The organism is Streptomyces sp. NPDC045701 (assembly GCF_056432045.1).
The window spans coordinates 21,528-36,050 of record NZ_JBWKJV010000021.1; the positions used below are offsets into that span (position 1 = coordinate 21,528).

Annotated in this window: 8 protein-coding genes; 3 read left to right on the forward strand and 5 right to left on the reverse strand. The window is 72.9% G+C overall.

Annotated elements, in window-relative coordinates; genetic code table 11:
* Positions 1 to 30: 30 nt before the first annotated feature.
* From aceE to AC07DW_RS21620, 5 genes are all read right to left on the reverse strand, one after another.
* Positions 31 to 2,721 (reverse strand): pyruvate dehydrogenase (acetyl-transferring), homodimeric type, encoded by a 2,691-nt coding sequence (aceE, locus tag AC07DW_RS21600; protein ID WP_478859296.1) that lies wholly within the window; start codon positions 2,719 to 2,721, stop codon positions 31 to 33.
* Between the two features lie 276 nt (positions 2,722 to 2,997).
* The gene (locus AC07DW_RS21605; protein ID WP_478859297.1) at positions 2,998 to 3,621 is read right to left on the reverse strand and encodes a GntR family transcriptional regulator; all 624 of its coding nucleotides are present in this window, start codon (positions 3,619 to 3,621) and stop codon (positions 2,998 to 3,000) included.
* 175 nt (positions 3,622 to 3,796) lie between these two features.
* Positions 3,797 to 5,692: a 2-oxoglutarate dehydrogenase, E2 component, dihydrolipoamide succinyltransferase gene (gene sucB, locus AC07DW_RS21610; protein ID WP_478859298.1), complete on the reverse strand. Its 1,896-nt coding sequence runs from the start codon at positions 5,690 to 5,692 to the stop codon at positions 3,797 to 3,799.
* Positions 5,693 to 5,750: 58 nt separating this feature from the next.
* Positions 5,751 to 7,139, reverse strand: coding sequence for a dihydrolipoyl dehydrogenase (gene lpdA / locus AC07DW_RS21615; protein ID WP_478859299.1), 1,389 nt, complete (start codon positions 7,137 to 7,139; stop codon positions 5,751 to 5,753).
* 388 nt (positions 7,140 to 7,527) lie between these two features.
* Positions 7,528 to 9,048, reverse strand: a complete 1,521-nt coding sequence (locus AC07DW_RS21620; protein ID WP_478859300.1) for a leucyl aminopeptidase — start codon at positions 9,046 to 9,048, stop codon at positions 7,528 to 7,530.
* Between the two features lie 305 nt (positions 9,049 to 9,353).
* Here AC07DW_RS21620 and AC07DW_RS21625 point away from each other — a divergent pair, with 305 nt between their 5' ends.
* Genes AC07DW_RS21625 through AC07DW_RS21635 form a run of 3 tightly spaced genes read left to right on the forward strand, consistent with a single transcriptional unit; the run spans position 9,354 to position 14,518 of the window.
* The gene (locus AC07DW_RS21625) at positions 9,354 to 11,411 is read left to right on the forward strand and encodes a hypothetical protein (RefSeq protein ID WP_478859301.1); all 2,058 of its coding nucleotides are present in this window, start codon (positions 9,354 to 9,356) and stop codon (positions 11,409 to 11,411) included.
* A 42-nt stretch (positions 11,412 to 11,453) separates the two neighbouring features.
* On the forward strand, positions 11,454 to 13,052 hold the full coding sequence (gene pelF / locus AC07DW_RS21630; protein ID WP_478859302.1) for a GT4 family glycosyltransferase PelF: 1,599 nt from the start codon (positions 11,454 to 11,456) through the stop codon (positions 13,050 to 13,052).
* On the forward strand, positions 13,052 to 14,518 hold the full coding sequence (locus AC07DW_RS21635) for a hypothetical protein (RefSeq protein ID WP_478859303.1): 1,467 nt from the start codon (positions 13,052 to 13,054) through the stop codon (positions 14,516 to 14,518). The genes pelF and AC07DW_RS21635 overlap by 1 nt, the downstream gene beginning before the upstream one ends.
* The last annotated feature ends 5 nt before the right edge of the window (positions 14,519 to 14,523 follow it).

Consider the following 14,523-nt stretch of genomic DNA (forward strand, 5'->3'; position numbering starts at 1 on the left):
TGGCCGCGGGGGGACCGCTGATCAGGAGGCCTACAGGCCGTAGCGTTCGCGGGCGTCCTTCACCGCGGAGGCGGGGACCTCACCGCGCCCGGCCAACTGCGCCAGCGCGGCGACCACGATCGACTCGGCGTCCACACCGAAGTGGCGGCGGGCCGCCTCGCGGGTGTCCGACAGGCCGAAGCCGTCCGCGCCGAGCGAGCTGTAGTCCTGCTCGACCCACTGCGCGATCTGGTCCGGGACCTGGCGCATGTAGTCGCTGACGGCCAGCACCGGGCCCTGCGCGTCGGCCAGCGCCTGGCGGACGTAGGGCACCCGCTCCTCGCCGCGCAGCAGCGCCGCGTCGGCCTCCAGGGCGTCGCGCCGCAGTTCGGTCCACGAGGTGGCGGACCACACGTCGGCGGTCACGCCCCACTCGGCGGCCAGCAGCTCCTGGGCCTTCAGCGCCCAGTGGATCGCCGTGCCGGAGGACAGCAGCTGGAGGCGCGGGGCGTCGGCCGTGACGGGCGTGCCCTCCTTGAACCGGTACAGGCCCTTGATGATGCCCTCGTCCACGCCCTCGGGCTTGGCCGGCTGGGGCATCGGCTCGTTGTACACGGTCAGGTAGTAGAAGACGTTCGGGTCCTCGCCGGGGGCCGTCTCGCCGTACATCCGGCGCAGACCGTCCTTGACGATCGCCGCGACCTCGTACGCGAACGCCGGGTCGTACGTCAGCGCCGCCGGGTTGGTCGCCGCGATGACGGGGGAGTGCCCGTCCGCGTGCTGGAGGCCCTCACCGGTCAGCGTGGTGCGGCCGGCCGTGGCGCCGACGAGGAAGCCCCGGCCGAGCTGGTCGCCCAGCTGCCACATCTGGTCGGCCGTCCGCTGCCAGCCGAACATCGAGTAGAAGATGTAGAACGGGATCATCGGCTCGCCGTGCGTGGAGTACGCGGTCGACGCGGCGATGAAGTCGGCCATCGAGCCGGCCTCGGTGATGCCCTCGTTGAGGATCTGGCCGTCCTTGGCCTCGCGGTAGTACATCAGCTGGTCGCGGTCGACCGGCTCGTACGTCTGGCCCTTCGGCGAGTAGATGCCGAGCGACGGGAACAGCGACTCCATGCCGAAGGTGCGGGCCTCGTCCGGGACGATCGGCACCCAGCGCCCGCCGGTCTGCTTGTCGCGGATCAGGTCCTTCATCAGCCGGACGAACGCCATGGTCGTCGCGACCGACTGCTGGCCGGAGCCCTTGTCGAACGCGGTGAACGTCCTGTCGGCCGGGGCGGGCAGCGGGGCGACGGCGTGCGTGCGGCGCGCAGGGGCGGGGCCGCCGAGGGCGGCGCGGCGCTCCTGGAGGTAGCGCACCTCGGGGGAGTCGGCGCCGGGGTGACCGTAGGGCGCCTGGCCGTCGGTGAAGGCGGAGTCCGGGATCGGCAGGCCGAGCAGGTCCCTCATGCCCTTGAACTCGTCCACCGACAGCTTCTTCATCTGGTGGTTGGCGTTCTTGGACTCGAAGCCCTTGCCGAGGGTGAAGCCCTTGACCGTCTGGGCGAGGATCACCGTCGGGGCGCCCTTGTGCTCCAGGGCCGCCTTGTACGCCGCGTACACCTTGCGCGGCTCGTGGCCGCCGCGGGAGTACTGGAAACACTCGATGATCTTGTCGTCGGACAGCAGCTTCGCCATCTCGGCGAGCGCGGGGTCCTTGCCGAAGAAGTCCTCGCGGATGTAGGCCGCGTCGCGGGTCTGGTACGTCTGGATCTGCGCGTCCGGCACCTCGCGCAGCCGGCGTACCAGCGCGCCCGTGGTGTCGAGCTGGAACAGCTCGTCCCAGGCGTTGCCCCACAGCGACTTCACGACGTTCCAGCCGGCGCCGCGGAACTGGGCCTCCAGCTCCTGCACGATCTTGAAGTTGGCGCGGACCGGACCGTCGAGGCGCTGGAGGTTGCAGTTGATGACGAAGGTGAGGTTGTCGAGCTCCTCACGGGCGGCGAGCGCGAGGGCCGCCGTCGACTCGGGCTCGTCCATCTCGCCGTCGCCGAGGAACGCCCACACGTGGGAGTTCGAGACGTCCTTGATGTTGCGGTTGGTCAGGTAGCGGTTGAACCGCGCCTGGTAGATCGCCGACAGCGGGCCGAGGCCCATCGACACCGTCGGGAACTCCCACAGCCAGGGCAGGCGGCGGGGGTGCGGGTAGGACGGCAGGCCGTTGCCGCCGGACTCCTGGCGGAAGTTGTCCAGGTGCTGCTCGTTCAGCCGCCCGTCGAGGAACGCGCGGGCGTAGATGCCGGGGGAGGCGTGGCCCTGGATGTAGAGCTGGTCGCCGGAGCCGTCCCGCTCCTTGCCGCGGAAGAAGTGGTTGAAGCCCGTCTCGTAGAGCCAGGCGGCGGAGGCGAAGGTGGCGATGTGGCCGCCGACGCCGTACTTGGAGCCGCGGGAGACCATGGCGGCCGCGTTCCAGCGGTTCCAGGCGGTGATCCGCGCTTCCAGCTCCTCGTCGCCGTCGAAGCCGGAAGCGGCCTCGGCCGAGGTGGGGATGGTGTTGACGTAGTCGGTTTCGAGCAGCTTGGGCAGCGCGAGACCGGCGCCCTCGGCGCGCTCCAGGGTGCGTCGCATCAGGTACGCGGCGCGGTGCGGCCCGGCCGCCTTGGCGACGGCGTCGAGGGAGGCCTGCCACTCGGCGGTCTCCTCGGGGTCGCGGTCCGGCAGCTGGTCGAGCTCGCTCGGCTGGATGCGGGTGGGGTCGGTCATAGTCGCCGCCTTCCGGAGTCGAAGGGGTGGGAGCCCTTGGTCTTGGCAGGACAGGGCGAGGGGACCTCTGTTGAAGTCCGCGGACGACTGTACGACTGTGATCGATGATCGATCAAAGCGTTCGGCGAAAAAACTGTCCCGTATGGGCAAAGTCGGCATGCGGTGCCAGGAAAAGGGGCACCCGGTGCCGTGTTTTCGCAGGTGGGAGAGGCGAATGAGCGCGCGTGGCGACCGATGAGCGAGGGGCGTACGCGCCCGGCGCGCGACGGGCGCGTATCAGGCGCGAGGGGCGCAGCCCAGGACGTGCTCCTTCACCAGCACCCCGATCCTGGGGTCGCGGCGGCGGAACGCCTCGACGAGCTCCTCGTGCTCCTCGGCGTACGACTTCTGTACGGTGCCGAGCCAGCGGATCGACAGTGCCGTGAAGACCTCGATGCCGAGCCCCTCCCAGGTGTGCAGGAGCACGCTGTTGCGGGCGGCCCGCACCAGCTCCCGGTGGAAGCCCACCGTGTGCCGCACCTGCGCCGTACCGTCCGCCCGGGCGTCCGCCTCGTACAGGGCCGCCACATGGGGCTCCAGGGCCGAGCAGTCCTCGCCCAGCCGGCCGGCCGCCAGCTCGGCGGCGATCTGCTCCAGGCCGGCCCGCACCGGGTAGCTCTCCTCCAGGTCCGCCGCGGTGAGGTTGCGGACCCGGACGCCCTTGTTGGGGGCCGACTCGATGAGGCGGAGGCTCTCCAGCTCGCGCAGGGCCTCGCGCACCGGCGTCTGGCTGACCGCCAGCTCGGTGGCGATGCGCCGCTCGACGATCCGCTCGCCCGGCTTCCAGCGGCCGCTGACGATGCCCTCCACGATGTGCTCGCGGATCTGCTCGCGCAGCGAGTGGACGACGGGCGGGGTCATGGGGGCTCCTTCGCGGCTGCGGCGGTCGTCCGCCATTATTCCGCCCGGTCAGCCCGTACGGCTGCCCCGGGCGGGAGACACCGGTCACGCCGACGTGCCGTGGACACGACAGCGGCGCCCCCGGCCGGAGAGCTCCGGACCGGGGGCGCCGTCGTCGTACGCGAGGGGACCGTGATTACAGGCCGAGGTCGACCTCGAACTCGCCCGCCTCGAGGATCGCCTTGACGGCCGTCAGGTAGCGGGCCGCGTCGGCGCCGTCCACCAGACGGTGGTCGTAGGAGAGCGACAGGTACGTCATGTCGCGGACCGCGATGGTCTCGCCCAGGTCCGGGTGGTTGATGACCACCGGGCGCTTGACGGTGGCACCGATGCCCAGGATGGCGACCTGGTTCGGCGGCACGATGACCGTGTCGAACAGCGCACCGCGCGAACCGGTGTTGCTGATCGTGAAGGTGGCGCCGGACATGTCGTCCGGGGTGAGTCCGCCACCACGGGCCTTGCCCGCCAGCTCCGCCGTCTTCTTGGCGATACCGGCGATGTTGAGGTCGCCCGCGCCCTTGATGACCGGGGTCATCAGGCCCTTCTCGGCGTCCACGGCGATGCCGATGTTCTCCGAGTCGAAGTACGTGATCGTGCCCTCGTCCTCGTTGATCCGGGCGTTGATGACCGGGTGGGCCTTCAGCGCCTGGGCCGCCGCCTTCACGAAGAACGGCATCGGGGACAGCTTGACGCCCTCGCGGGCGGCGAACGCGTCCTTCGCGCGGTTGCGCAGCTTCATCAGCTTGGTGATGTCGACCTCGACGACCGAGGTCAGCTGGGCCTGCGAGTGCAGCGCCTTCATCATGTTGTCGCCGATGACCTTGCGCATCCGGGTCATCTTGACCGTCTGGCCGCGCAGCGGGGACGCCTCCAGCGCCGGGGCCTTGGGGGCGGCCGGGGCGGCCGCGGCGGGAGCCGGGGTGGCGGCGGCCTTCGCGGCCTCGGCGGCGGCGACGACGTCCTGCTTGCGGATACGGCCACCGACGCCGGTGCCCTTGACCGACGCCAGGTCGACGCCGTTCTCGGAGGCCAGCTTGCGGACCAGCGGCGTCACGTACGCGCCGTCCTCCGCCGGCTGTGCGGCGGCCGGAGCGGGCGTGACGGGAGCGGCCGGGGCCTGGGCGGGCGCCGGAGCCTGGGCGGCGGGCGCGGGCTGGGCCGGAGCCGGAGCCGGGGCGGGCGCGGCGGGCTGAGCCGGAGCCGGAGCGGCGGGCTGGGCCGGAGCCGGAGCGGCGGGCTGGGCCGGAGCCGGGGCGGGCGCGGGCTGGGCCGGAGCCGGGGCGGGGGCCTCCTGCTTCGGAGCCTCCTGGGCCGGGGCGGGGGCCGCCTGCTGCGGGGCCTCCTGCTTCGGAGCCGCACCCGGGGCGCCGATGACGGCCAGCTTGGCGCCGACCTCGGCGGTCTCGTCCTCGGCCACCACGATCTCCAGCAGCACGCCGGAAGCCGGCGCCGGGATCTCGGTGTCGACCTTGTCCGTGGAGACCTCGAGCAGCGGCTCGTCCTCCGTGACCTCCTCGCCGACCTCCTTCAGCCAGCGGGTGACGGTGCCCTCGGTGACCGACTCGCCCAGCGCGGGCAGGACGACGTCGGTGCCCTCGGCCGAACCGCCACCGGCGGCGGCCTCGGCGGTCGGGGCGGGGGCGGGGGCCTCGGCCTCGGTGGACGGGGCGGCCTGCGGGGCCTCCTGAGCGGGGGCCTCCTGCGCCGGGGCCGGGGCCTCCTGAGCGGGGGCCTCCTGCGCCGGGGCCGGGGCGGCCTCGGCGGCGGGGGCGGCCTCGGCGGCCGGGGCGCCCGTGCCGTCGTCGATGACGGCCAGCTCGGCGCCGACCTCCACCGTCTCGTCCTCGGCGACCTTGATGGAGGCCAGGACACCGGACGCCGGGGCGGGGATCTCGGTGTCGACCTTGTCGGTCGACACCTCCAGCAGCGGCTCGTCGGCCTCGACGCGCTCGCCCTCGGCCTTCAGCCAACGGGTGACAGTGCCCTCGGTGACGCTCTCGCCGAGCGCCGGCAGGGTTACGGAAACCGACATGGTTTCGGTTGCTCCTAACGAATTGCGGAAAGTGGTCGTCGCGCCCGGACTGAAGGCGTCAGTCGTGGGAGTGGAGGGGCTTGCCGGCCAGGGCCAGGTGGGCCTCGCCGAGCGCCTCGTTCTGCGTCGGGTGGGCGTGGATGAGCTGCGCGACCTCGGCCGGCAGCGCCTCCCAGTTGTAGATCAGCTGCGCTTCGCCGACCTGCTCGCCCATGCGGTCACCGACCATGTGGACGCCGACCACGGCACCGTCCTTGACCTGGACGAGCTTGATCTCGCCCGCGGTCTTGAGGATCTTGCTCTTGCCGTTGCCCGCGAGGTTGTACTTCAGGGCGACGACCTTGTCCGCGCCGTAGATCTCCTTGGCCTTGGCCTCGGTGATACCGACGGAGGCGACCTCGGGGTGGCAGTACGTCACCCGGGGCACGCCGTCGTAGTCGATCGGAACGGTCTTCAGACCGGCCAGACGCTCCGCCACCAGGATGCCCTCGGCGAAGCCGACGTGCGCGAGCTGGAGGGTCGGGACGAGGTCGCCCACGGCCGAGATCGTCGGCACGTTGGTGCGCATGTACTCGTCGACGAGGACGTAGCCGCGGTCCATCGCGACGCCCTGCTCCTCGTACCCGAGGCCGGCCGAGACCGGGCCGCGGCCGATGGCGACGAGCAGCACCTCGGCCTCGAAGGTCTTGCCGTCCGCCAGGGTGACCTTGACGCCGTTGTCGGTGTACTCGGCGCTCTGGAAGAACGTGCCGAGGTTGAACTTGATGCCGCGCTTGCGGAACGCGCGCTCCAGCAGCTTCGAGCTGTTCTCGTCCTCGACCGGTACGAGGTGCTTCAGGCCCTCGATGATCGTGACGTCCGTGCCGAAGGACTTCCACGCGGAGGCGAACTCGACGCCGATGACGCCGCCGCCCAGGATGATCGCGGACTCCGGCACCCGGTCCAGGGTCAGCGCGTGGTCCGAGGAGATGACGCGGTTGCCGTCGATCTCCAGGCCCGGGAGCGACTTCGGTACGGAACCGGTGGCGAGGAGGACGTGGCGGCCCTCGACCCGCTGGCCGTTCACGTCGACCGAGGTGGGGGAGGACAGCCGGCCCTCACCCTCGATGTACGTCACCTTGCGGGAGGCGACGAGACCCTGGAGGCCCTTGTACAGGCCGGAGATCACGTCGTCCTTGTACTTGTGGACGGCCTTGATGTCGATGCCCTCGAAGGAGGTCAGCACACCGAACTGGTCGGCCTCACGGGCCTGGTCCGCGATCTCACCGGCGTGGAGCAGCGCCTTGGTGGGAATGCAGCCGTTGTGCAGGCAGGTGCCGCCGAGCTTGTTCTTCTCGATCAGTGCGACGTCCAGGCCCAGCTGCGCACCCCGCAGGGCCGCGGCGTACCCGCCACTGCCACCGCCGAGGATCACTAGGTCGAAAACGGTGCTGGCGTCGTTCGCCACGTCACGTCCTCCATGCATGTGCGCCGGTCGCCGGTCGTACACGACCGGGCGGCGGCTGGTGTTCGGCCGCTGATTCTTCGGCCCTGTGGTGGGGGCCCTGTCCTGCCGAGAACCCATCTTCGCACTTGTTGCCGGGAGGCGGGACGCGGGGCTGTTCTATTCAGGGCCCGGTTCGGCTCCGGGGCGCCCGCCGCGTGCGCCGAACGCCGATCGCGCGCGAGTTCCCCGGCTCGCCACCCGCGCGCGCCTCCGGCCCACTCGGCCGGGCCACCCGGGCAGGCACACCGGGCGCCCACGAACCGGGTGACCCACGGGCTTCCCGGGGACGCCGCGGCCCCGGGTGCCGTCCACCCGGGGCCGCGGCGTGACCGTGCGGTCACCGGCGGTGTCAGCCGAGGTCGCCCGCGGCCGTGCGCTCCGCCAGCCTCACCAGGGTGCGGACGGCCGAGCCGGTGCCGCCCTTCGGGGTGTAGCCGAACGGGCCGCCCTCGTTGAAGGCCGGGCCCGCGATGTCCAGGTGGGCCCAGGTGATGCCCTCGCCCACGAACTCCTTGAGGAACAGGCCGGCGACCAGGCCGCCGCCCATCCGCTCGCCCATGTTCGCGATGTCGGCGGTCGGCGAGTCCATGCCCTTGCGCAGGTCGGCCGGGAGCGGCATCGGCCAGGACGCCTCGCCGACCTCCTCCGCGATCTCGTGGATCGCGGTACGGAAGGCGTCGTCGTTCGCCATGATGCCGAACGTGCGGTTGCCCAGCGCCAGCACCATCGCGCCGGTCAGCGTCGCCACGTCGACGATCGCGTCGGGGTTCTCCTCCGACGCCCGGGTCAGGGCGTCGGCCAGGACCAGGCGGCCCTCGGCGTCGGTGTTCAGCACCTCGACGGTCTTGCCGCTGTACATGCGCAGGACGTCACCGGGGCGGACGGCGGAGCCGGACGGCATGTTCTCGGCGAGCGCCAGCCAGCCGGTGACGTTGACCGCGAGACCCAGGCGGGCGGCCGTGACGACGGCGGCGAAGACGGCGGCGGCGCCGCTCATGTCGCACTTCATCGTCTCGTTGTGGCCGGCCGGCTTCAGGGAGATGCCGCCCGAGTCGTAGGTGATGCCCTTGCCCACCAGGGCGAGGGTCTTCTGCGCCTTCGGGTGCGTGTACGCGAGCCGCACCAGGCGCGGAGCGTTCTCCGACCCCTGACCGACGCCCAGGATGCCGCCGTACCCGCCCTTGACGAGGGCCTTCTCGTCGAGGACCTGCACCTTGATGCCGTTCTCCTTGCCCGCCGCGGTCGCGATGGCCGCGAAGGACTCGGGGTAGAGGTCGTTCGGCGGGGTGTTGACCAGGTCGCGGGCGCGGTTGATCTCCTCGGCCAGCGCGACGGCGCGCTCGGCGCCGGCCTTGTACGCCTTGTCGCGCGGCTTGGTGCCCAGCAGCGCCACCTCGCCCAGCGGGCCCTTGGCGTCCTTGCCCTGCTCCCGGTAGGCGGTGAAGGCGTACGCGCCCAGCAGCGCGCCCTCCGCGACGGCCTCGGCGTCCTCGACCGCCCCGACCGGCAGGGCGAACCCGGCCTTCTTGACGCCGGTCAGCGCGCGGGCGGCCGCACCGGCGGCGCGGCGCAGGGCCTCGGCGTCGTACGCCTCGTCCTTCTCGGGCGCCGTGCCGAGTCCCACCGCGAGCACGAGCGGGGCCTTCAGGCCGGACGGCGCGGGCACCTTGGTCACCTCACCCTCGGAGCCCGAGGCGCCGAGGGTCTCCAGGACGGTGGCGAGCTTTCCGCCGAACGCCTTGTCCACGGCCTCGGCGCCCGGTGCGACAACGAGCCCCTTGCCGCCCTTCCGGCTCTTGGCGACGCCGACGACGAGAGCGTCGGCGCGCAGTGTCGCCGCGCCGGCGGTGCTGAGAGTGAGAGCAGTCACGGTGGTGAATTCTCGCTTCCATTGAGTTCTGAGGCGGTCGAGGGGTGGGACGACCGAGTCCTGCCGCATCGTAAGTGGAGCCCGGTGCGCGCCGTGAACGAGCCTACGCGTGCTGTGCCGTTTCGCTCACGGCGGCGGCAATTCACTCATCCGTGGCGTCTCCTCAACGTTTGCTGCGTCAACTGCTGAGAGGTACGTCACACTCCCTGCAATCGTGCAAGGGAGCAACGTACCCGTTTGCATCATCTCCACAGATCCTCCCGGCGCCCGCACGCCCGCGGAGGACCCACGAGGGGGGAAGTCACATGCGCACATCCGGACTCCGGGGCAGAAGAGTGGCAGGCACCCTGCCGGCCGCGACCGTGCTGGCCACGGCCCTGCTGGCGTCGGTCGTCCCCGCCGCCCCGGCGGCGGCGGCCGAACTCGCCCCGCGCGTCGACCTGACGGTACTCGTCGTGGACGACGGCGGCGGCGCGGTCGAGGCGATCGCATCCGAACTCAAGGGGTCCGGCACCCCTTACCGCACCGTCCGCCTCACCGACCCGGCGCGCCCCGTCATCGACGCCGCGTTCCTCGCCGACACGGTCGACGGGCGGCCCCGCGCCAAGTACCAGGGCGTCGTCCTGCCCGACGAGGCGCCGCAGGGCCTGGCCGCGGCCGAACGGGCCGCCCTCACCGCGTACGAGCAGAAGTACGCCGTCCCGCAGGTCGACGCCTACACCTGGGCCCACCCGGGCGTCGGCCTCGACCACACCAGCGAGGGCGGGAGTTCGGGTGTCCTCGACGGCGTCCGCACCGATGTCACCGCCGCCGGGCGGACGGGCCCGTTCCGGTACCTCGACGGGCCCCTCACCTTCGAGGACAACGCCCCGGACGTCGCCGAGAGTTACGGGTACGCCGGGCGGCCGCGCGAGGGCTACACCAGCTACCTCGACATGCCCGTCGCCGACGGCGGGCGCGCCAGCCTCGTCGGGCAGTACGCCCACGACGGCCGGCGCGAACTGGTCGTCACCTTCGCCTACAACCGGCACCAGCGGCAGTTCCGCGCCCTGGCCCGCGGCATCGTGGAATGGCTGACCGACGGCGTCCACCTCGGGCAGAACCGCAACTACCTCTCCGTCCACGTCGACGACGTCTTCGCCCCCGACGCCCGCTGGGACACCGAACGCAACTGCACCCCCGGCGACATCGACTGCGCCGGCGGCGGCGACGGCGGGTCCGTCCCGCCGATCCGGATGACCGAGGCCGACGCCGAGTACGCCGCCCGGTGGCAGCGCTCCGCGGGCTTCACCCTCGACATGGTGTACAACGCGGGCTCCGGGGAGGAGTGGAAGACCGAGAACGGCGGCAGCGACCCGCTCACCGCCCGGCTGGTGGCCGACCGGGCCCAGTACCGCTGGATCAACCACACCTACACGCACCCCTTCCTCGGCTGCGTCCAGGACACCTCCACCGTCCCGTGGACCTGCGCCAAGGACGCGTACGGCAACACCCGTTACCTGAGCCGCGCCGAGATCGCCGCCCAGATCCGGGACAACCACACCTGGGCCGCGAACCGGGGCATCGCCGTCGACCGCGCCGAACTGGTCACCGGCGAGCACTCCGGCCTCAAGACCCTCCCGCAGCAGCCCGCCGACAACCCGAACCTCGCCGGCGCGCTGGCCGACACCGGCGTCAAGTGGATCGCGAGCGACAACTCCCGCGAGCCCCGGCAGCGGCCCGTCGGCGCCGCGAAGACCGTCCCGCGCCACCCGATGAACGTGTACTACAACGTGGGCACCGCCGCCGAGATGGCCGACGAGTACAACTGGATCTACGCGTCGAAGGAGGACGGCGGCAGCGGCGTCTGCGAGACCAACCCCGCCTCCAGCTGCCTGGACGAGCCGCTCGACGTGACCACCGGCTACGCCTCCCACATCGTCCCGCAGGAGGCCAGGATCGCCCTCGGGCACGTCCTGGGCAACGACCCCCGCCCGCACTACGTCCACCAGTCCAACCTGGCCGAGGACCGCATCCTGTACCCGGTGCTGGACCGGATCCTCGCCGACTACCGCGGCCTGTTCGCCGACAACACCCCGCTCGTCAACCCCCGCCACCGCGACGCCGGTACCGAACTGGCCCGCCGCGCCGCCTGGGACCAGGCCCTCACGGACGGCAGGGTCACCGCGTACCGCATCGGCAACACCGTCACCGTCAAGGCGCCCGCCGGAGTGACCGCCCCCGTCACCGCGCCCGAGGGCACCCGGAAGAACCTGCTGCTCGGGACGGCGGCGTTCGGCACCGCGTACGCCGGGGCCCGCTCGGCCTGGACCGCGCCCGAGGCGCTCCAGTCAGCGGTCACCCTCACGCTGCCGACCACCTGACGCCCGACGCCCGACCACATCCACATCCGGGGGGACACACCGATGCCGAGCAGCGGCCGCCATGTCACCATGCTCACCGAAGGCACCTACCCGCACGTCCACGGCGGCGTCAGCACCTGGTGCGACCAGCTCGTCCGGGGCATGCCCGAGGTCGACTTCCACGTCCTGGCACTGACCGGCAACGGCCGCGAACCGGTCACCTGGGAGCTGCCGCCCAACCTCTACCGGCACACCTCCTTCCCGCTGTGGGGCCCGGCCCAGGGGCGCGGCCGGCCCCTCATCGGGCGCGAACGGCGCGCCTTCACCGACACCTACGAACGCTTCCTGCTGTCGATACTCGACCCGTCGGCCGGCTGCGACTTCGGCGAGGGCCTCTACGCCCTCGCCGGACTCGCCCGGCGCGGCAGGCTCTCGGCGGCCCTGCGCTCCGAGTCCGTCCTCCGCTCCCTGATGTGGATATGGACCATGCCGCACCTGGAGACGGCAGCCGCCCGCCCCACCGTCCACGACGCCCTGACCGCCACCGACCTCCTCGAACACGCCCTGCGCCCGCTCGCCGCCCGCGTCCCCGGCGACAGCGTCGCCCACGCCGTCTCCAGCGGCCTGGCCACCCTCCCCGCCCTCGCCGCCCAGCACTTCGACGGCGTGCCGTTCCTCCTCACCGAACACGGCATCTACCTGCGGGAGCGCTACCTCGGCTACCGCAGCGCCGCCCAGCGCTGGCCCGTCAAGGCCCTCATGCTCGGCTTCTACCGGGAGCTCAACGGCCTCGGCTACCGCAAGGCCGACCTCATCACCCCCTGCAACCAGTACAACCGGCGCTGGGAGGAGCGCGGCGGCGCCCCCGCCGACCGCATCCGCACCGTCTACAACGGCGTCGACCCGCACGCCTTCCCCCTCGCCGGACCCGAACCCGCCGTGCCCACCCTCAGCTGGTGCGGCCGCGTCGACCCCATCAAGGACCTGGAGACCCTCGTCCGGGCGTACGCCATCGCCCGCGCCGAACTCCCCGAGCTGCGCCTGCGGTTGTTCGGCCCCGTCCCCGCAGGCAACGAGGACTACCGCACGAAGCTGGAGAAGCTCGCCGCCGACCTGGGCGTCACCGACGGCATCGCCTACGAGGGCCGGGTCTCCGACGTGGCGGGCGCCTACGCCGCGGGCAGCCTGGTGATGCTCTCCTCGATCAGCGAGGGGTTCCCCTTCTCCCTCATCGAGGCCATGTCCTGCGGCCGGGCCACCGTCTCCACCGACGTCGGCGGCGTACGGGAGGCCGTGGGGGACACCGGCCTGGTGGTGCCGCCCCGCGAACCCGCCGTGATGGCCGAGGCCGTGCTGACCCTGCTGCGCGACGACGAGCGGCGCGCCGCTCTGGGCCGGCGGGCCCGGCAGCGGGTGGTCGACCAGTTCACCCTGCGCCGCTCCGTCGACGGCTTCCGCCGCATCTACCTGGAGCTGGCCGGGCACCCCGTGCCGCAACCACCGGCCGACGACACCCGCGACTGGACCCTCCAACTGCGGGTCGCCGGCCCTCACACCGCCTTCGGCGGGGGGACCCCCGGGCGCGAACTCGCCACCGACGACCTGCTCACCGCCGAGCACCTCGCGACCGACGGCGACCTGGTCACCGAGGAGGCGGCCTGATGAGCGGCTCCCTGTGGCTGAAGGCGGAGTCGGCCGGACTCGACACCCTGCCCGCGATACCGCGCCCCCGGCCCAGCTGGGCCGCCGCCGACCCCGTCGACGAACTGGCCACCCGCCTGGAGGAGGTGATAGCGGCCGCCGTCCACCCCGACGAGATAGCCGCCATCCTCGAATCCGACGGCATGACGGACGACCACATAAGGCTCACGTACGGCCGGGAGGATTCGTTCGCCCTCGCCGAGGACCTCTACGCGCGCGTGGAGCGGCGGTACCCCGAACCCGACGGCCCGCCCGCCGACCCGTGGCACACCGGCCTCGGCGGATGCCTCCTGCGCGGCCTGGTCTTCGCCCTGCCCGGCCTCGCCTACGTGCTCGGCGCCCCGCTCCTGACCGGTCGGCCCGGCGCGCCCGGGCTTCCGGCCGGCACCGTCCCGCTGCTCGCCGGGGCCGTCACCGGCTGGGTGTGGAACCAGGCGCTGTCCCACCGCGCCTACTCCTGGCTCGGCCTCGGCGACCGCCGGGCCGCCGCGCGCGCCCTGCTCCGCGGCGCCCCGGCCGGCGCCCTGATCGGCGCCCTGGTGGCGTTCACCGCGGCGGCCGGGTCGGGGGAGTGGGGCGGCGCCGTGTTCGCGGCCGGCCAGGCGGTGTACCTGGGCGCGGCGACCGTGCTGCTGGTCCTCGACCGGGAGAAGGCGCTGCTGGGCGCGCTGGCGCCGCTGATCGCCGGCACCCCCGCGGCCTTCTGGCTCGGGCTGCCGGACCCCGCGCGGGCGGCCCTGCTGGGCGCCTCCCTGGCCCTGGCGGTCGGCCTCGCGGGACGCGAGCTGCTGACCGGGCCGGCACCGGCGGGCGGGCGGGGCCGGCCCGGGACGGCCGCGCCCCGGGTCGCCGCGTCCGTGCCGTACGGCCTGTTCGGGCTCGGCACCGGCGGGCTCGTCCTGTACGCGGCGATCGGCGACGTGGTGGCCGAGGGTGCCGGCGCCTCGGTGGCCGGGCCGACCGCCGTGGCGCTCACCCTGTCCATGGGGCCCGCCGAGTGGCTGCTCCACCGGTTCCGCAGCGAGAGCCTCGCCGGGCTGCGGGCCGCCACCAGTTCCCGTGCCTTCCGCCGCGCCACGGCCACCACGCTGGCGCTGTGCCTCACCGTGTACCTGGCGGTGCTGCTGGCCCTCGCGGTGACCGGCACCCTGCTGTGGCCGGGCGCCCCCGACATCGGCGGGGTGCGGCTCGCGGCGCTGCTCCTGATCGGGACGGTGCTGTGGGCGGCGCTGCTGCTCCAGTCGTTCGGGGCGGTGCTCAGCGCGGCGGTGGTGTGCGGGGCGGCGGCCGGGGCGCAGACGGTGGCGCTGGCCACCGGGACCGGCGACCCGAGACTGGTCGGCGCGGGGGTGGCCGGGGCGGCCGCCGCCGTGCTGGCCGTGCTGGGCGGCGTCCTGCTCGGGCGGGCGACCGCCCACCGTACGTAGACACA

Excerpts from the sequence above, each read along its gene's own strand:
- aceE (WP_478859296.1), bottom strand. The coding sequence starts at position 2,721 with ATGACCGACCCCACCCGCATCCAGCCGAGCGAGCTCGACCAGCTGCCG.
- AC07DW_RS21605 (WP_478859297.1), bottom strand. The coding sequence starts at position 3,621 with ATGACCCCGCCCGTCGTCCACTCGCTGCGCGAGCAGATCCGCGAGCAC.
- sucB (WP_478859298.1), bottom strand. The coding sequence starts at position 5,692 with ATGTCGGTTTCCGTAACCCTGCCGGCGCTCGGCGAGAGCGTCACCGAG.
- AC07DW_RS21625 (WP_478859301.1), top strand. The coding sequence starts at position 9,354 with ATGCGCACATCCGGACTCCGGGGCAGAAGAGTGGCAGGCACCCTGCCG.
- pelF (WP_478859302.1), top strand. The coding sequence starts at position 11,454 with ATGCCGAGCAGCGGCCGCCATGTCACCATGCTCACCGAAGGCACCTAC.
- AC07DW_RS21635 (WP_478859303.1), top strand. The coding sequence starts at position 13,052 with ATGAGCGGCTCCCTGTGGCTGAAGGCGGAGTCGGCCGGACTCGACACC.